This is a genomic window from Paucibacter sp. Y2R2-4 (assembly GCF_025717535.1).
Classification (GTDB): Bacteria; Pseudomonadota; Gammaproteobacteria; order Burkholderiales; family Burkholderiaceae_C; genus Paucibacter_A.
The window spans coordinates 788,154-806,144 of the sequence record NZ_JAJIRO010000001.1 but is presented as its reverse complement, the minus strand read 5'-3'; the positions used below and the strand labels follow the sequence as shown (position 1 = coordinate 806,144).

Genomic DNA, 17,991 nt, shown 5'->3' with positions numbered 1-17,991 from the left:
ACCATCATGCAGTTGAAGGCCCCTGGCTTTCCTCGCATAGGCGTGCTGCCCAGCGGCCCGCTGGACAGCCTGGCCGATGTGGCTGGGGTCATGGTGGGCCATTGCACCTTGGATGCCGGCGCGGTGCAAACCGGCGTGACGGTGATTCGCCCGCATGCAGGCGATGTGTTCATGCACAAGGTGCCGGCCGGCTTGGCGGTCTTGAATGGCTTTGGCAAGAGCATGGGCCTGCTGCAGTTGCAGGAGTTGGGGCAATTGGAGACGCCCATCGTGCTGGGCAGCACTTTTGCCGTCGGCGCCTTGGCCACGGCCTTGACCCGAGAGACCATCGCTCGCCACCCTGAAATTGGGCGAGATTGGCCCACTGTCAACCCGTTGGTGTTCGAATGCAATGACGGCTTTCTCAACGACGCACAAGCTTTTGCGGTGCAAGAGCAGCATCTGACTCAAGCCATGGCCGATTTGCGTTTGGACTTTGCTCAGGGCAGCGTGGGGGCAGGGCGGGGTATGAGTGCCTTTGGCCTGAAGGGAGGCATCGGGTCTGCTTCTCGGCGCGTGCGCGCCGGAGCGGAGCCTTGCACAGTGGCTGCACTGGTCTTGGCCAACTTCGGTCGACCCGAGGCCTTGACGATTCAGGGCCGGTGTCTGGGGTCCATACTTCAAGAGCGGCTGAAGAACTCCAGCCGGGCTGAATCAGTCGAGAAAGGCTCCATCATCTTGATCATCGCCACCGATGCCGCACTGGACTCGCGTCAGCTCAGCCGCCTAGCGCGCCGTGCCGGTGCTGGGCTGGCTCGAACAGGCTCAGACTACGGGCACGGCAGTGGTGACATCGCCTTGGCCTTCTCCAGCGCCTACACCTTGCCGCAGCGGGCTTCCGAGCCCATGCCCGCCATCGCGATGGTGCATGAGGCCAGCCTTGATCCCTTGTTCCAAGCCTCCGCCGAAGCTTGCGAGCAGGCGATCGTCAAGGCTTTGTTTGCCGCATCTACGGTGAACGGGCGGGATGGGCATGATCGAAAAGGGTTGGCAGAGGTCGCGCCCGATTGGCGGGATTTCTTGGGCCTTGCTTCTTAATTTAGGGATCCGTGCATCGACCGTATCCAGGCTTTCGCTATCGGCGCGCCGGAATGCAAAAAGCGGCCACATGGGCCGCTTTTGATTGAGAGCTGCAGACGCTGGGATCAGCGCTTCGTGCTCTTGCCTTGACGGCGTGTGTACACCACACCAAACAGGGCCAAGCCTGCCAATGCGAGCGAACCAGGTTCTGGAACACCATTGCTTTGCGGTGTTACGCTGACCAAGGTTTGGCTGGTCGCTGAATTGAACACGGTGAAGGTGTAGTTGGTTGCCTTGCCGCCACCAATGCCAGCCCAGTTGCTGGTGTTCAAGGCCGTCAGGTAGGTGTTGATCTGGGTGCGCAGGCCAACGTCCAGAATGTCGTTGGCACCGGTAGCCGATTTGGTGCCTTCGCGCAGACCGCCGGATGCTGCGTTGTAGTCCGCATAGCCGCTAGGCGTAGCAGCAGTCTTGGTATCGCCCAAGATTTCCCACAGCGCGTATTGGAAGGCTGCGGACTTGGTCGAGTTGTTGCTCAGCGTTGCATCCGCGTAGGCATAGCTGAACAGCTCGGTGATCTTGCTCAAGACTCGTGAGGTGCCCGGGCTTGTTGTCAGATCATCGTACTTGTTGCTGCTTACTGCAGAAACCGTCGCATAGTCACCGCCTTTGGCGAATTGCTCGTTGTACGTGTTCACAGAGGCAGCGGCACCGTTGCCGGTGATGAACTGACTCAGGGCTGCGTTTCCAGAACCCGTCAACTTGGTGTAGTTCATCGGGTTGGCGATCGAAGTCAGCGGATCCAGGCAGTACACCCAGAACGATGAGCCGTTGCTCGACTCTTTGTAGCTTCCGGCCCCCAAAGTCGCGGGCTTCTGTACCAAGGTTTCACCGTAGGTCAGATTCTCAGACTTGTATTGGTTGGTCCCGCTACCCGCTTGCAGCGTCACGTTTTGAGCGTGGCTCAGGCCAGCACTGAGGCTCAGCAATGCGACTGCGTGGCAGATCAGGGCGGTCTTGGCGGCAGGGAAAGTGAGTTTCATAGTGGTAGAGCCTGTTGACGCTTTATCGGCGTGATTTTGATTCTGGGTCGAATCGTAACGGCTTGTTTCTGGCTAGCAACCCCGTGAACGCGGGGTCAGGCCAAGTTCTTGCGGCAAATCGCCTGCGGTGTGACGGAGTGCAGGTTTCCCCTGTGCTCCCGTTCGCTGATTTCGTTAGCTTTGAGCCTTGCCTAAGGGGGAATTAAAGCCCCAACTCAAGCTTCAAGGCGCTCAACTCCTTGGAGTCACCTGGTCGACTGCTCGCGTTCAGGGCCGCCGACAGTTCTTCCTTGGCCTCGGGCTTGCGACCCGATTTCGATAGCGCATAGGCCAGGTGAAATCGTATATTGCCATTGCTTGGGTCGCGCAGGCGGGCTTCACGCAGATGCCGCAGCGCTAGGTCATATTTACTTTGCAGTGCCAAAACCCAACCCAGTGTGTCGGCAGCCTCAGCGCTGGATGGCGCGAGTTGCAAAGCCTGCTCAGCTGTGCTGAGCGCCTTTGCATCGCCCATGCGTTGAAGCAAGATAGCGTAGCTGCTCATCGCCCCCACATCTTTGGGGCTGAGGCTTAAGAGTTGGACAAAACTCTTGGCGGCAGCTTCGTTCTTGCCCATATTGACTTGCAGTTCTGCGCTTGCGCGCAGCAAACCTGCATCTTGAGGCGACTTTTTGGCCTGAGATTCAATCAGAGTGAGGGCCTTGTCTGCTTCGCCTGCGGCCATGAAAGCCCGAGCCAACAGCATGGCGTGGTTGCTGGAGGGGGCTTTGTCAAGAACCTGTCGGTAAGCGGCTTGCGCCGCCGGGAACTGCCGCCGCAACATGGCGACATTGCCGTTGGCCAGCAATGCGGCAGTGCTACCGGCATGCTTTGTATTCAGTGCTTTCAGGGCGGCATCCAACTTGGCTTGATCGCCTTTTTGAGCCTCAATCTCTACCTGAAACACGAGCGCTTGCAAATCATTGGGATCCGCCTGCAGGGCTTTTTGCGAGCTGTAGGCTGCGCCTTCCAGGTTGCCGGCCAGGATTTGTAGGCGGCCAATGTGCACTTGTTGGTTGGCGTCAAAGTCGGCCAGTCGGCCCGCGTCTTGGAACAAGGTTCGGGCACTGGCTTTGTCGCCGGCCGCGAGATAGGCCCGGCCTAGGGCCAGCACAACTGGGGGGCGATTGGGGAGTTTGGCGTTCAGGGTTTTGCCAGTGGCAATGGCCTTATCGGCTTGCTGTTGGCTCAGGAAGAGCTCAATCAAGGTCAAGCCTGGCCGGGGGTCATTTCTTTGCAATTCGTTGGCGCTTTGGAGCAGTTCCTGAGCCTCAGCTAAGCGTCCGGCGCGAACTTCAAGTACCCCCAGTTGGAAGAGCAGGTCGGGGTCTTTCTTTTCGCGATTGAGCCAAAGCTTCAGCCGCGTACGCGCTTCGTCATAGCGCTGCTCTTCCATATCCAGCCAGCTCAAATTGACTGCAGCGGGCTTGAAGTTTGCGTCCTTGACCAAGATTTGCTGGAAGGTCTGTCGGGCCGCCTTTTTGTCGCCCACTCGTCCCTGGATATTTCCCAGGAAGTTCTGCATTGTCAGATTGCCAGGGTCCGCTTTGGTGAGGCTGAGCGCCGTTTGCAAGGCCTGGTTGGACTTGCCCTGATTGATCAAACTCATCGCCAACTGAATGCCTGCTCGAGCATCTGCGGGGTTGGCGGCAAAAACGCTTTCCAGGTTGGAAACGCCGAGTCGGGTTTGTCCCAAACCGAGCTGGCTGAAGGCCAGTTCGCGCTTGGCTTCAGGTGTTGCGCTGGATTTGGCGGCCTTCTCAAAGAACTCGCTGGCGCGCAGATATTGCTTGCGCGCCATTTGCAGGCTACCGAGCAGCATCAAGACCTGTGGGTCATCGGGTGCCACCCGTTGCGCGCCTTCGAGCAAGGTGCTTGCACGAGAGTAGTCTTTGCTGTCGATCAGAATGCCGCCCAGCAACAACTGGGCGCTGAAATGCTTGGGGTTCAGTGTGAGCAAGGTGTCGAGATAGGCCTTGGCCTTCTCATTGTTGTTCAAGGCTTTATGAGCCAAGGCGCCGGCCATCAAAACTGGGTCATTGCCCGCTAAAGAGGCGGGCTTTTGGGCGTCCACCAGTTCTGCGGCCTTGGTGAAGGCTGCGCGGGCTGCGTTGGCATCGCCGCGCTGGGCGGCCAGTACGCCTCGCACATAGGATGCCCGCGGGTCCATCACGCCCCAGCCGTCCAGCAGATCGATGTCTTTTTCTGCCTCTTTTTCTCGGCCTAACATCAGTAGCAGCGAGGCCCGTGCGACCCGCGAGTCCACTTGCTTTTCATTCAAAGCCAGGGCCTTCTCGTGCGCGGCCAGCGCGCCCTTGCTGTCTTTCAGGCCCAGCAAAATACTGCCCAAGGTGTACCAGGCGGCTGCATTTCGAGGCTCTAACTCAACCGCTTTGGTCGCCGCCGCGCGGGCTTTTTCGCCTTCGCCCTGGCGCATCAGCAAAGGCGCTTCGGCCATCCAGGGGGCGGCCAGTCCGGGCTTGAGGGCACGGGCTTCCGCAAAGGCTTTGCTGGCTTGCGCCACATTGCCCAGCCCAGCGTAAGCCGAGCCCCGCATGGTCAAAATGTCCGCATGAATAGCGCTTGGCATGCCGGTCACCTGGATTTCATCCAGCAGTTTTTTGCGCTCGCCGGTAATCAAATACAGCTGTCCTTGTGAAACCAGCACTTCGCTGCGGCTAACGCCTTGCTTCTGCGCCTCAGCCAGCGCGACTTCTGCCGCAGCGTATTCCCCTTTGGCCAGCAAGACCTTGCCGAGCAAGAGATGCGCGGCCAACATCTTTTTATCCTGCTGCAGACTGTTCTTCAGTTGGATGCTGGCGCTATCCAAGTCGCCGGCCTCAAACCGCTTCAGCGCATCTTCGTAATAGCTGGCAGCTTTTTCGGGCGTTGCCCAGGCGGACATGGACAAGACTGAGAAGCCCGCGATGAAAGTGGCCAGCAAAGTGGGGCGAAGGCCATGAGGTTTTGAGGGCATGGCGTGTTCGCGGCTAGAGGAGAAGGAATTTTTGAGGCGCATCTCGTCAGTATCGGGAGTTCATGCGGGCTTGTTGAGCCGACAAACGGGGGCAGCGGTGAATTTGTTCATGCTGCTTGCCATTCAAGGGCCTTGGCTGCAATTTCAAGAGGGCAGTCAAGCGTCCAGAAACTTTCAGTAGCGTAAATCCAGCGTCAGCACGTCGTTGTCCCGCTTCATCTGAAAGCGGGTCAAAAAACTATTGCCCAGCAGCACATGGCTCATTTGACCCGGCACCACGATGGCCTCTACATTGCGCACATCAACATCGCCAATGCGCACCGAGGCTAGCGTCAGGACGTGTGCGGGAACCGTGCCGTTAGCGGTTTGCGTCATGATGCGGCGGCCTGTTGTGAACTTCAGGCCGAGGCGCTCCGCCTCCAATTGGCTGATGGAGATGGCCGTGGCGCCGGTGTCCACCAGGAATTGAGTGCTCTGACCGTTGATGCTGCCGCCGGTGGTGAAATGCCCCCCTTGGCCGGAGCTCAAAACTATTCTTCGCCCCGAACCGCTGGCTGCTGTAGCTTCGCCAATGCGTCCGGGCGAGGCGCCCATTTGCAGGGTGTAGCGGCGGCCGCCGGCCTCGATTTGGGCTTGGCCGTCGACGAGCGAGAGCAGGCGCACACCGCGCACGGTTTCGCCCACCGGCACGGTACGAGCTTCGCCGTCAATCATCAAAAGCGCCGCTTTCGCCCCCAGACTGCCATTGAAGGCGACGATGGGGCCCTGCGTCTGCGCCATGGCGGCGCAGGTGCAAAGCAGCAGCCCAGTCAAGCCGCTGAAGGAGGCGAGGCGCGCGGCGCTCATGAGAGACTCAGTCGCGGAAGTTGCCGTAGTCCAGCGGCACGTCGGCAAACTCTTTTTTTAGCAAGGCGATGCCGACTTGCAGATCATCACGGTTCTTGCCGGTGACGCGCACCGTGTCGCCTTGAATCGAGCCTTGCACCTTGAGCTTGGCGTTCTTGATGGCGGCCACGATCTTCTTTGCCAGATCGGATTCGATGCCGTTCTTGATTTTGTAGACCTGACGCACTTTGTCGCCGCCGAGTTTTTCAATCTTTTCCTGCTTGTCCAGGAAGCTGATGACCACGCCTTGCTTGATCAGCTTGGAATAGAGCACGGCCTCGATTTGTTCCAACTGGAACTCACTATTGCCGACGGCGTGGATTTCTTTCTCTTTGTCTTTCAGCGTGACTTCGGCCGGCGTGCCTTTGAAGTCAAAGCGGGTCGAGATCTCTTTGGCGCTGGTTTCAACGCCATGTTTGATCTTGACCATATCGGGTTCGAGGGTGGTGTCAAAGCTGGGCATGTTTATTTATGAGTTGTGGGCGTGTCCGGCAAGGATAGCCCGGTTGATCTGGGAAAATTCTGCCATGCAGGAACAAGCTGTAAATCCCCCCACTGAACCGCTCAAGCCCGGCAGTCAAGAACTGCGGCTGGAGCATGCGGTCAATTTGAAGCCCTTCAACACTTTTGGCTTGCCGGCCACCGCCCATTGTCTGGTGCGGATTCGCGAGGTAGCCGATGTGCGCAGCGTGGTTGATCATCCGAAGCTGGGCCGCGCACCCAAGTTTGTCTTGGGGGGGGGCAGCAATATCGTTTTGACCAAAGACATCGAGGCCGTGGTGCTGAAGATGGAGATTCCTGGTTTGCGTCTGCTGGAAGAACGTGCTGACGCCTGGATTATCGAGGCTGGCGCGGGCGTGCCCTGGCATGAATTGGTGCAGTGGTCGGTGGACTCGGGCTATCCGGGCCTGGAGAACATGGCGCTGATCCCCGGCACCGTGGGCGCTTCGCCGGTGCAAAACATCGGGGCTTACGGCCTGGAATTGAAAGACCGGCTCGATAGCGTTGAAGTGGTGGACCTGACGACGGGTCGCACCGTGCTTTTGCCAGCCTCGGTCTGCCGCTTTGGCTATCGTGACAGCGTCTTCAAGCAGACTGATTTTGGCGGCCTGGCCGGCAAATGTGTCATCACCCGGGTGCGCTTGGCCTTGCCCAAGCCCTGGCGGCCGGTGCTCGGCTATCTGGAACTCGAGCGGAAGATGGCCGAGACCGGCATCAATGAGCCCAGCGCGCGGCAAATCTTTGATTGGGTCTGCCAGGTGCGGCGCGCCAAGCTGCCAGACCCGGCGGTGATCGGCAACGCCGGCAGCTTCTTCAAGAATCCGGTAGTGACGCCGGAGCAATGCCGCGACATCATCGGCCGCGACCCCGGCATCGTGCACTACCCCATGCCCGATGGCGGCATCAAGCTGGCGGCAGGCTGGATGATTGACGCCTGTGGCTGGAAGGGCAAGACCGTCGGCGGCGCGGGCGTTTATGAAAAGCAGGCCTTGGTGCTGGTCAACCGGGGCGAGGCGCGGGGCGCCGAGGTGGTGACGCTGGCGCGTGCCATCCAAGAAAGTGTTTACGGGCGCTTTGGCATTCGCCTGGAGTCTGAGCCCGTGATGTTGTGAGGGCGGTTCTGGGCTTCTAGACTCAGCAAGCGCCTCAGAAATAGAAAAGGGCTCAGCGATTGCTGAGCCCTTTCTTCAGATCAAGGACCGAAATCAGCTCTTGTCGGCAGCGGTAGCGCCGTCTTGCAACTGCGGCAGGCTGTTGGTAGTAGCCGGCGACAGCAGGCCCACCTTGGCGTAGTTCATCAGCTTGTCGCGCGTGTCCACGATGTCCAGATTGCGCATGGTCAACTGGCCAATGCGGTCTTGCGGCGAGAAGGGCGCATCCTCAACCTTTTCCATGCTCAAGCGCTCGGGCTTGTAGGTCAGGTTGGGGCTCTGGGTGTCCAGCAGCGAGTAGTCATTGCCGCGGCGCAGCTCAATCGCCACTTCGCCGGTGATGGCGCGCGCCACCCAGCGCTGGGCGCTTTCGCGCAGCATGATGGCTTGCGGGTCGAACCAGCGGCCTTGGTAGAGCAAGCGGCCGAGCTTCATGCCGTTCATGCGGTACTGCTCGATGGTGTCTTCGTTGTGGATGCCGGTGAGCAGGCGCTCGTAAGCGATGTGCAGCAAGGCCAAGCCGGGCGCTTCATAGATGCCGCGGCTCTTCGCCTCGATGATGCGGTTTTCGATTTGGTCGCTCATGCCCAGGCCGTGGCGGCCGCCGATACGATTCGCTTCCAGCAGCAGCTCGACCGGGTCCTTGAACTCCACACCATTGAGTGCGACCGGCTGGCCTTCTTCAAAGCGCACGGTGACGGTCTCGGCCTTCACCACGACATCGTCCTTCCAGAAAGCGACGCCCATGATGGGGTTGACGATCTTGATGCCGCTGTTCAGGTGCTCCAGATCTTTGGCTTCGTGGGTGGCGCCCAGCAGATTGGAGTCGGTGGAGTAAGCCTTCTCGGCCGACATCTTGTAGCCAAAACCGGCCTTGCTCATGAAGGCCGACATCTCGGCGCGGCCGCCCAGCTCGTCGATGAACTGCTGATCCAGCCAAGGCTTGTAGATCTTCAGCGCAGGGTTGGTCAGCAAGCCGTAGCGGTAGAAACGCTCGATGTCATTGCCCTTGAAGGTCGAGCCATCGCCCCAGATATTGACGTCGTCCGCTTGCATGGCGGCCACCAGCATGGTGCCGGTGACGGCGCGGCCGATGGGCGTGGTGTTGAAGTAGGTCACGCCGGCGGTGCTGATGTGGAAGGCGCCGCTTTGCAGCGCGGCAATGCCTTCGTGCACCAGCTGGGCGCGGCAGTCCACCAACACGGCTTTCTCGGCGCCGTACTGCATGGCTTTGCGCGGAATCTCGTCATAGTCCGGCTCATCCGGCTGGCCCAGATTAGCGGTGTAGGCGTAGGGGATGGCGCCCTTGTTGCGCATCCAGTGCAGGGCGGCGCTGGTGTCCAGGCCTCCGGAGAACGCGATACCGACCTTCTGGCCGACGGGGATTTGCTGAAGAATGGTTGACATGGGCTGCTTGTTGGATCGGACAGGACGCTCAAAACCCGGCGCTTGGCACCGAGGCTTGGGCGTATTTTCTGTCAGTTTTGAAATGCCTCGATCGGCCGGCCTTTAAAAGCCCGAACCCGGCAGCGCCAGATAGGCCAATTCCGCATCGCTGGACGCGCGCCCGAGGATGGCGTTGCGATGGGGATAGCGGCCAAAGCGCTCGATGACCTCGCGGTGCTTGTGGGCGTAGTCCAGCGCACCACTCAAGCGTGGATCAAGTGCTGCCAACTGGGTGAACTCACTGACCGAGCGGTCTTGCATGGCCATGTCTTCGGCGTGCTCCAGCGGCATCAGCGCAAACCAGCGCTGCAGCGGCGCCAGGGTCAGGTCTTGCGCCTGCGCCAGCAGATGCAAGGTGTCTTGCAAGGCCAGGGGGTCTCCGGCAAAAGAGCGCGCTTGGCCGCGATAGATGTTGCGGGTGAATTGGTCCAACAAAAGGATGCGAGCCAGCCGGCCCAGGGCGGTCTCTGACCAGTCTTCCAGGCGACCGGCCAAGGCGTCTTCCACCAGGGGTTCAAAGCGCGCCTTGATCTCGGCGTCAGTGGTCTCGCTCTTGACGAACCAAAGCGAGCGGATCTGGTCTTGCTCGCTGCTGCCCAGGGCGCCAAACCAATAGTTCAGCACCGATTGAATGGCCGGTTTGAGCGTCAGAGCTTGCCATTGCGGATGACGATTCAAATAGCTCGCCACATAGCTGCAGGCCGGCACGACTTGCAGACCTTGTGGGGCGACCCAGTTCAAGGCGTGGAGCACCAGTTGTGCCGCCAAGCCGCGACCCTGCAAAGCCGGCGCCACGCCGGTATGGGTAATGACCAAGGTCTCGCCCACTTGGCGATAGTCCAGCTCCATATCATGGCCGTCGATGCTGGCGCTGAAGCGGCCCAGGCGGGCGTCGTGGTGGATGTTCAAGGCTTCACTCATTGTTCTGGGCTCCCAATTGTTGCCAGAGATAGCTGTACTCCAAGGCTTGCAGCGTGGCTCTTTGCTCATTGTCGGCCGCGCCCCCGTGGCCGCCTTCGATGTTCTCGAAGTAGAGCAAGTCATGCCCTTGATCCAACATCCTGGCCGCCATCTTGCGCGCATGGGCCGGGTGCACCCGGTCATCGCGTGTCGACGTGGTGAACAAGACCTTGGGGTAGCTCACCTGAGGATCGACGTTATGGTATGGGCTGTACTTGGAGATGGTGGCCCAGTCGCTGGGTTGATCTGGGTCGCCATACTCGGCCATCCAGGAGGCGCCGGCCAAGAGCCGGTGGTAGCGGCGCATATCCAGCAGCGGCACCTGACAGACCACCGCTTGGAAGAGTTCCGGGCGTTGCACAAAACAAGCGCCGACCAGGAGCCCGCCATTGCTGCCGCCCATGATGCCCTGTCGACGCGGACTACACACCTTGCGCTCGCTCAAGTCTTCGGCCACGGCGATGAAGTCTTCATAGCTGCGCTGCTTATGGGCCTTGACGGCGGCCTGGTGCCAGGCGGGCCCGAACTCGCCACCGCCACGGATATTGGCCAGTACCAGCACGCCGCCACGCGCCAGCCAGCCGCGACCAAAAGCGGCCGAATACCAGGGCAGCAGCGAAGACTCAAAGCCGCCGTAGCCGTACATCAAGGTCGGGTTCTCGCCATCGGCCTGGGTACCTTGGGGCCAGACCACAAAGTAGGGCACGCGCGTGCCATCGGCGCTGATCGCAAAGTGCTGCTCGGTGCGCATGCCTGCGCTGTCGAACTGGGCCTTGCGCGCTTTCAGCACCTGGCGCTCGTCGCTGCCGGCGCGGGCCAGAAGCAGCGTGTTCGGGGTCAAAAGATCCGCGTAATTGAGCAGGTAGTGATCGCCGAGTTCGTCATCTTGCAACTCGTTGTCGTACAAGCTCGACAGGCTGATCGCGCCAGGGAAGGGCGCTTGAATGTGGCGATGGTCCGGCTTGGCGGGATCGATGAACGACCATTCTTCCAAGCGGCTGGCGACGGTGTCACTGATGTTGAGGATCACATGTTCGCGGGTCAGCGTGTAGCCGGCTAAGGCCCGTGTCGGCGTAGGAGCAAACAGCAACTTCATGTCGCGCTTGCCGGCCAGAAAGTCTGCCGCGTCGCTGATCAGCAGCGAGCCGGCTGCAAAGCATTGTTCGCCCATCGCCCAGTCGCTGCGCGGCTGAAGCAAGAGCCAACGTCCCCAGAAGCACTCTTGCAAATCCTTGGGCAAGTCCAGTCGCATCAGCGAGCCATCGGCCTGCAGCAGGGAAACCTCTTGCCGGTAGAAGTCGAGGGCGCGTACCAAGCTGCAGCGCTGATGGCCGGGCGTGTGGTCCACATGGACCCAGGCCATCACATCTTGCGGCTCGGCCTCGAACACGGTTTTGGCCATGCTCAGCGGCGTGCCGCGCGTCCAGCGTTTGATCACGCGGGGGTAGCCTGAATCGGTCAAGCTGCCGGGACCAAAGTCGGTGCCCACAAAGATGTGATCGGCATCGATCCAGGTGACCGAGCTCTTGGCCTCGGGCAGCGCAAAGCCCTCGGGTAAGAACCGCAGTGTTTGCAAATCGAATTCACGGACCACGCAGGCATCGGCGCCGCCGCGCGACAGTGAGATCAAGCAGCGCTGATAGTCCGGCCCCAGGCTGCGGGCGCCGGCAAACACCCAGTTCTCGCCCTCGGCGGCGGCCAGGGCATCGAGGTCCAGCACCGTCTGCCATTGGGGTTCGGCCTTGCGGTACTCCTGCAGCGAGCAGCGGCGCCAGAGGCCGCGTTGGTGCTGCTCGTCCTGCCAAAAGTTCATCAGCCAAGGCCCCAATCGCTCAATGGATGGGATGCGGTCTTTGGCGTTCAAGAGCTGGAGAAAATCGGCCCGCAATGCCGCGTAGTGAGGCCCGCTTTGCAGCGCCCTCAAGCTATGGGCATTTCGCGCTTTGACCCAGGCCATGGCCGGCTCGCTGTCGATTGCTTCGAGCCAAAGGTAGGGGTCTTCGCTGTCTGAATTCATGTCAAAGCGGCTGAGATGGGCAAGCCCAGCTTGTACACCGAGCCGCAAAGACCGGCAGGCGCTTCAGCCTTGCGCGGTTTTCAGCGCGATGGGGGTGATTTCCAGCGAGTCGGCGCTGGTCGACACATAGATGCCGCCGTCTTGCACCGTGATCTGCATCTGCATGCTGCGCTCGGCAAACTTGGCCAAGGCTTGGGACTGCTCATGCGGGATCTGCCAAACCGCCAGTCGCGGCGCCCGCACCAACTTTGACTCGATGCCGGCCCACCAGATCGCGCTGCTGTAGCTGTAGGTGTAGACGCTGACCCGCTCGGCCCGGCCATGGGCTTTGAGCAGGCGGCGGTCATCGGGTTGGCCCAGATCGATCCAGTGGATGATGTCACCGGTCAGGTCGCGCTGCCAGATTTCGGGCTCTTCCACATCGGCCAAGCCCTTGCTCAGCTCCAGCTTCCCGCGCATTTCATCGGCCGGCACATTCAAGGCAAAGGCCAAGATGCGAATCATCATGCGCTCGTCGGTTTCCGAGGGCTGGCGGGCGATGGTGAGGTTGTGCTCGCCGTAGACATTGCGGTCCATATCGGCGATTTGCAGCTGGGCTTTGTGGATGGTGGCTTTGATGGCCATAAGGTCGGGGCTCGGGAGAACAAAAAAGATGGGGCCGAGACGGCCCTGGATCGCCGCATTATCGACGGGCCTGTGTTTGCACTCGGGCCAAGCGGTGGCTGGGGGACAATCGCTCGCTTCTATTCCCCCTTGCAGGTCTTCAAAAACATGAGCATGAAAAAAACCGACCTCGACCGCCTTGCCGGCCTGAAGCTTGACAGCCAGATGCGCGGTGCCGCGGTGCCGGGCCGCTTCGGCCAAGGTGCGGCGCAGCTGCCGGACCGCAAGGAACAGCGCCGCCTGGACAGCGCGGCCGGCCTGGTGCCCTTTGCCTGCAAATTGCCGGCCGATGTGGCCAAGACCTTGCGCGAGCGCGCTGATGCGCATGACGGCGGCATCAACGGCCTGATGGCCGACTTGCTGCAAAAAGCCCTGGCCTGAGCCGCCGGGGATCGCCCTGATCCTGCGGCCGTTGGGCCGTGGCATGATTCGGGCGTGGCGCCGCATTCGGGCGCCTTTCAATTTTTGCCGGGCCGACCAGCGGCTGCGGGTGTTGTCGGCGCCAAAAGCTGGGCGCTATCTGCATGAAAGAAAGTAAGAGCTTTGCCATGAAACGAATTCTTGTCTCCTTGCTCGCCGCTGCGCTGATGCCGGTGTTTGCCCAGTCCACTGTCAATCCGAATGCCAAGGTGGACCCGAAGAACAACAAGGTCAGCAAGCCTGTGGTCGACAAACCCAAGCAAAAGCTGATGACTCGCGATGAATTGCGCAATTGCATGAATGCCAATGACGCCAACCGCGTCGAAGGCGAAGCCATCAAGGCAGCTCAAGCCGCTCAAACCAAAGAGCGCAATGAGCTGTTGAAGGAAAAGGATGAGCTGAGCAAGGTGGGCGATGTTTTGACGGCCCGCACCAATGAGTTGCTGGCTGAACGTGCCGCACTGCTCAAGCTCAATGAGGAGCTGAAAGTCTCCCTGCCCAAGGCCAAAAAGGAAGAAGCCGAAGCCCTGAAGAAGGACTACGACGCTAAGGCCGAGGCCCATGGCGTGCGTATCGATGCGCTGAACAAAGACAAGCTGGACTACAAGGCCCGCTCGCCCGCTTTTGACGCCAAGGCCGAAGCCCACAACCAGGCCAACAAGGCCCTGGAAGCGCGCGCTGAAAGCTATTTGGACAAGCTCGACGAGTGGAAGGCCGAGTGCAGCAACAAGCCTTACGACGAAGCTGATGAGCTCGCCATCAAGAAGGAAAAGGCAGCGGCAGCCAAATAAAGTGCCAACAGCAGCTTTGGCTTCAGAACCAGGCAGAGCCGTCCACGCGGACGGCTCCCAGCCCCTGACCCCAGCCCTGCCTCGCTAGACAAGGCGCCATCCTCACCCGGACGGCGCCTTTTTTCGTTTCAGGCCTGACCCATAAGGCCACCCCGGAGATGCAAGAGATGAACAGCCCCATGCCCTCAAGCTCAATCGCGCCCTCGCAAGACAACCCCTTGCTCCAGCCCTGGACCGGCCCTTACGGTCTGCCGCCTTTCGCCCAGATCAAGGCGACTCAATTCGCCTCGGCTTTCGCAGTCGCCTTGGCCGAACATGCCGCCGAGCTCGACGCGATTGCCAATCAAGCGGCGGCCCCCGATTTCGACAATACGCTGGCGGCCTTCGATCGCAGCGGCCGCCTGCTTGGCCGCATCGAGACCGTGTTCTATTCGCTTGCGGCCTCCGCCACCTCGCCCGATATGCAGGCCGCACAGCGTGCCATGGCCGCCCCCCTGGCCGCGCACAACAACCGCGTTTATATGCACCAGGCGCTCTTCAAGCGGGTGGACGCGCTGTATCAAGAGCGCCAAGCCTTGGGCCTGTCTTCCGAGCAACTGCGTTTGCTGGAGCGGGTGCATCTGGACTTTGTGCGCGCTGGCGCCAAGCTCGATGCCGCAGCCCAAACGCGTTATGCCCAGGTGATGGAACGTCTGGCTGAGCTCAATACCCAGTTTGCGCAGAACGTGCTGGGGGATGAAAGCAATTACCGCCTGGTCTTGTCTGACGAGGCGGATCTGGTCGGCTTGCCTGACTTTGTGCGCGCCAGTGCCGCGCAGGCCGCCACTGAACGTGGCTTGGCCGGCCAGCATGTGATCACGCTCTCGCGCTCCCACATCGTGCCCTTTTTGACCTTCAGCGAGCGTCGCGATCTGCGCGAGCAGGCCTGGCGAGCCTGGGTGGGCCGCGGCGAAGCGGCCGGCGAGACCGATAACCGGGCCATCGCCCAAGAGATCCTGACGCTGCGTAAGGAGCAGGCTCGACTGCATGGCCACAGCTGCTTTGCCGACTACGCCTTGGCCGACACCATGGCCGGCACTCGCGCGGCGGTCTCAGGCTTGTTGGACAAGGTCTGGCAGCCGGCTCTGGCCGCAGCCGAGCAAGAGCGCGAGGCGCTGCAGGCCATTATGCTGTCCATGGGCCATGCGTTCACGCTGGAAGCCTGGGATTGGCGCTTTTATGCCGAGAAGGTGCGCAAGGCCCGTTACGACCTGGAAGAGGCCGAGGTCAAGCCTTTCTTCCCCTTGGATGCAATGGTGGCGGCGGCCTTTGATTGCGCCGGGCGCTTGTTCGGCCTGAGCTTCGAATACAAGCCCGAAGTCGCCGGCTACCACCCCGATGTGAAAGTCTATGAAGTGAAAGACGCCGATGGCTCGCTGCGCGGCATCTTCATGCAAGACAACTTTGCCCGCAGCAGCAAGCGCAGCGGCGCTTGGATGAATGCCTTGCGCTGGCAGGCGCGCAATGGCCGCGAAGGCATGGACTGCTTGCCCGTCATTCAAAACAATAACAACTTCGCCAAGGGCGCGCCGGGTCAGCCCACGCTCTTGAGCTTTGACGATGCGCGCACCTTGTTCCATGAGTTCGGCCATGGCCTGCACGGGCTGCTTTCCGAGGTGGAGTACGAGCGCTTGTCTGGCACCCAGGTGCTGCGCGACTTTGTCGAGCTGCCATCGCAAATCTTCGAGCATTGGATGAGCGAGCCCGAGGTGCTGAAGAAGCACGCCCGCCATTACCAGACCGGTGAAGTCATCCCCGATACCTTGTTGGCCAAGCTGAAGGCCGCCGAGCTGTTCAACCAAGGCTATGAAACGGTGCGCTACACCGCCAGTGCTCTGGTGGACTTGGCCGCCCACTCATTGACCGATGCGCAGGGTCCCGCCGTGGTGGACTTTGAAGCCAAGACCATGACGGCCTATGGCCTGCCCGCAGCGATTGGTATGAACCATCGCCTGACGCATTTCCAGCATCTGTTCTCGGGCTCCAGTTATGCCTCGGGTTACTACGTTTATATGTGGGCCGAGGTGCTGGACTGCGATGGCTTTGACGCCTTTGTCGAGGCCGGCAGTGCGTTTGATCCGCAGGTGGCGGCACGCTTGCGAGAGTGCATTTTGTCGAGCGGCAATAGCCGCGAACCCGGTGCGGCCTTCCGCGCCTTCCGCGGCCGCGATGCGCGGGTGGAGCCGATGCTGAAAAGCCGCGGCCTGCTGCCTGCTTGATCAGCGTGGCTCGCTGAGGCTTTGAGCTGAAGCTTGGAGGCTGGGTGCGAAAAAGGCATCCAGCCCATCCAAAAAGGCCTTGAAGTCGATCGGCTTGGTCCAGTAGGCCAAGAAGCCGGCGGCCAAGGCACGGCGATGATCCTCTTCCTTGGCCGTGGCCGAGAGGGCAATGCAGGGGATGTGGGCGGTTCGAGGGTCGGCGCGAAGCTGCTTCAAGACCTCGTAACCATCGCAGTCTGGCAGATGCATGTCCAGCAAGATCAGCTCGGGTGGCTGCGTTTGAGCACTTTGCAAGCCGCGTGCGCCGTCTTCCTCGCAGCTCAGACTCAGGGCAGGGCGGCGGCTCAAGAGCTCTTCCACCACCAAGGTGTTGATCGCGTTGTCTTCGATGTAGAGCAGTCGCCTCTGGGTCGGTGTTGCCATCGAAGCTGTACATGCCCCGGCAATGGGATGCGTGCAAGTCGGCGTGCCCTGCGGCAGGGGCAGCTGCAAATCGAGAAGCACATCGAGGTGCTGGAGGGGCGCGGACGACATGCCGGCAGTCTAAGGGCTGCCTTATGGGTTTACCTGGGCCAATTGAGAGTGTGGGTGACTTTTGGCTTCAGTGTTTGCCCTGCTTGACTTCTGGTCTCGCGCCCCCAATTGTGAGTTTTCGACTTGAACTGATACGGCCTCGGCCGCTGCTTTCATGACTGAAGCTTGCAAATTTGCGCTGGTGACCGGTGCCGGTTCCGGCATTGGCCGTGCGGCGGCCTTGGCCTTGATCCAGGCTGGTTACCGGGTGGCGCTGGTAGGGCGGCGGCGTGAGGCTCTCGAAGCCACCGCGGCCCTGGCCAGCGACTCGGCGTGCGCCCTGGTGCTGCCGGCCGATGTGACGCAGTCCACTGAGGTGGCTGCACTGTTTGATCGTGTGCGCCAAGAGTTTGGTCGCCTGGATCTGCTGTTCAACAATGCAGGCATGGGCGCACCGGCCGTGCCGATTGATGAGCTGAGCTTTGGGCAGTGGCAGGCCGTGGTCAATGTCAACCTTTCGGCCAGTTTCTTGTGCGCTCAGGCGGCGTTCAAGCTGATGAAAAGCCAAAGCCCGCGCGGCGGCCGCATCATCAACAATGGCTCAATCTCGGCCCATGCGCCGCGGCCGAACTCCGCGCCTTACACCGCCACCAAACACGCCATCACCGGCTTGACCAAGTCTCTATCGCTAGACGGTCGCGCCTTTGATATCGCCTGCGGGCAGTTGGACATCGGCAATGCGCTGACCGAAATGGCCCTGCCCATGACTCGCGGTGTGCCGCAGGCGAATGGCGAGATCGCCGTGGAGGCGACAATGGATGTCAGCCATGTGGCCAGCGCTTTGCTTTATATGGCGGGCCTGCCCATGTCGGCCAATGTGCAGTTCATGACGGTGATGGCGACCACCATGCCTTTTGTGGGCCGGGGTTGAATCGGGCCGGTTTTGAATTTGCCAAGAAAGGAATTGTTTTGCTGTCTGCTTTGCTAACTTTTATTGCCCGCGTGCTGTTCACCGTGGCGACCGTGGTGCTGGTGCTTGGGTTGATGGCGGTCGCGGTCGTGACCATGATCGGTTTGCTGATCTGGAGCTTGCTGCGCGGCCGCCGGCCGGTGCTAGATACCTCGGGCTTTGCGCGTGCGCGCAGCTTCCGCCCTGGGCGCGGCGCAGCGCGGGCGCCGGTGCAGCCCGTAGGCGAGGTCATCGATGTGGAGGCACGCGAGGTCAGCGGCGCGGCGATTCGCCGCGATTGATTGGCGCGGCTTGATTT

The 17,991-nt window shown here is 60.8% G+C and carries 16 protein-coding genes; 7 read left to right on the top strand and 9 right to left on the bottom strand.

Annotated elements, in window-relative coordinates; all coding sequences use genetic code 11:
• Window positions 1–6 precede the first annotated feature (6 nt).
• Window positions 7–1,077 (top strand): P1 family peptidase, encoded by a 1,071-nt coding sequence (locus LNV06_RS03500; RefSeq protein ID WP_263536841.1) that lies wholly within the window; start codon window positions 7–9, stop codon window positions 1,075–1,077.
• Between the two features lie 107 nt (window positions 1,078–1,184).
• On the opposite strand, the gene LNV06_RS03495 is transcribed toward LNV06_RS03500, so the two are convergent.
• From LNV06_RS03495 to LNV06_RS03480, 4 genes are all read right to left on the bottom strand, one after another.
• Window positions 1,185–2,102, bottom strand: a complete 918-nt coding sequence (locus LNV06_RS03495; RefSeq protein WP_263536840.1) for a PEP-CTERM sorting domain-containing protein — start codon at window positions 2,100–2,102, stop codon at window positions 1,185–1,187.
• Between the two features lie 202 nt (window positions 2,103–2,304).
• Window positions 2,305–5,118, bottom strand: coding sequence for an XrtA/PEP-CTERM system TPR-repeat protein PrsT (gene prsT / locus LNV06_RS03490; protein WP_263536839.1), 2,814 nt, complete (start codon window positions 5,116–5,118; stop codon window positions 2,305–2,307).
• 174 nt (window positions 5,119–5,292) lie between these two features.
• The gene (locus LNV06_RS03485; protein WP_263536838.1) at window positions 5,293–5,964 is read right to left on the bottom strand and encodes a retropepsin-like aspartic protease family protein; all 672 of its coding nucleotides are present in this window, start codon (window positions 5,962–5,964) and stop codon (window positions 5,293–5,295) included.
• A gap of 7 nt (window positions 5,965–5,971) precedes the next feature.
• Window positions 5,972–6,466: a YajQ family cyclic di-GMP-binding protein gene (locus LNV06_RS03480; protein ID WP_263536837.1), complete on the bottom strand. Its 495-nt coding sequence runs from the start codon at window positions 6,464–6,466 to the stop codon at window positions 5,972–5,974.
• 121 nt (window positions 6,467–6,587) lie between these two features.
• Between LNV06_RS03480 and murB the strand changes: the two genes are divergently transcribed.
• Window positions 6,588–7,616 (top strand): UDP-N-acetylmuramate dehydrogenase, encoded by a 1,029-nt coding sequence (murB, locus tag LNV06_RS03475; protein WP_263537500.1) that lies wholly within the window; start codon window positions 6,588–6,590, stop codon window positions 7,614–7,616.
• Window positions 7,617–7,709: 93 nt separating this feature from the next.
• Here murB and argG read toward each other — a convergent pair whose 3' ends face one another.
• The 4 genes from argG to LNV06_RS03455 all read right to left on the bottom strand — a co-directional run bounded on the left by argG (window position 7,710) and on the right by LNV06_RS03455 (window position 12,702).
• Window positions 7,710–9,062, bottom strand: coding sequence for an argininosuccinate synthase (gene argG / locus LNV06_RS03470; protein WP_263536836.1), 1,353 nt, complete (start codon window positions 9,060–9,062; stop codon window positions 7,710–7,712).
• 102 nt (window positions 9,063–9,164) lie between these two features.
• A complete protein-coding gene (locus LNV06_RS03465) occupies window positions 9,165–10,022 on the bottom strand; it encodes a DUF924 family protein (protein WP_263536835.1) in 858 nt (285 codons plus the stop codon).
• The gene (locus LNV06_RS03460; protein ID WP_263536834.1) at window positions 10,015–12,078 is read right to left on the bottom strand and encodes a prolyl oligopeptidase family serine peptidase; all 2,064 of its coding nucleotides are present in this window, start codon (window positions 12,076–12,078) and stop codon (window positions 10,015–10,017) included. The genes LNV06_RS03465 and LNV06_RS03460 overlap by 8 nt, the downstream gene beginning before the upstream one ends.
• A gap of 63 nt (window positions 12,079–12,141) precedes the next feature.
• Window positions 12,142–12,702, bottom strand: a complete 561-nt coding sequence (locus tag LNV06_RS03455; protein ID WP_263536833.1) for a YaeQ family protein — start codon at window positions 12,700–12,702, stop codon at window positions 12,142–12,144.
• 153 nt (window positions 12,703–12,855) lie between these two features.
• On the opposite strand from LNV06_RS03455, the gene LNV06_RS03450 reads away from it, so the two are divergent.
• The 3 genes from LNV06_RS03450 to LNV06_RS03440 all read left to right on the top strand — a co-directional run bounded on the left by LNV06_RS03450 (window position 12,856) and on the right by LNV06_RS03440 (window position 16,210).
• Window positions 12,856–13,122 (top strand): hypothetical protein, encoded by a 267-nt coding sequence (locus LNV06_RS03450; protein ID WP_318013428.1) that lies wholly within the window; start codon window positions 12,856–12,858, stop codon window positions 13,120–13,122.
• 167 nt (window positions 13,123–13,289) lie between these two features.
• Window positions 13,290–13,952, top strand: coding sequence for a hypothetical protein (locus LNV06_RS03445; RefSeq protein WP_263536831.1), 663 nt, complete (start codon window positions 13,290–13,292; stop codon window positions 13,950–13,952).
• A gap of 179 nt (window positions 13,953–14,131) precedes the next feature.
• Window positions 14,132–16,210 (top strand): M3 family metallopeptidase, encoded by a 2,079-nt coding sequence (locus tag LNV06_RS03440; protein WP_263536830.1) that lies wholly within the window; start codon window positions 14,132–14,134, stop codon window positions 16,208–16,210.
• Here LNV06_RS03440 and LNV06_RS03435 read toward each other — a convergent pair whose 3' ends face one another.
• Window positions 16,211–16,633 carry a response regulator gene (locus LNV06_RS03435; protein WP_263536829.1) on the bottom strand — a complete coding sequence of 141 codons (423 nt, stop codon included), beginning with the start codon at window positions 16,631–16,633 and terminating at the stop codon, window positions 16,211–16,213. It abuts the gene before it with no gap.
• A 265-nt stretch (window positions 16,634–16,898) separates the two neighbouring features.
• Here LNV06_RS03435 and LNV06_RS03430 point away from each other — a divergent pair, with 265 nt between their 5' ends.
• Together LNV06_RS03430 and LNV06_RS03425 are read left to right on the top strand one after the other, a co-directional pair.
• Window positions 16,899–17,654: an SDR family oxidoreductase gene (locus LNV06_RS03430; protein WP_263536828.1), complete on the top strand. Its 756-nt coding sequence runs from the start codon at window positions 16,899–16,901 to the stop codon at window positions 17,652–17,654.
• Window positions 17,655–17,692: 38 nt separating this feature from the next.
• Complete coding sequence (locus tag LNV06_RS03425) at window positions 17,693–17,974, top strand: hypothetical protein (protein ID WP_263536827.1); 282 nt, start codon at window positions 17,693–17,695, stop codon at window positions 17,972–17,974.
• Window positions 17,975–17,991 lie beyond the last annotated feature (17 nt).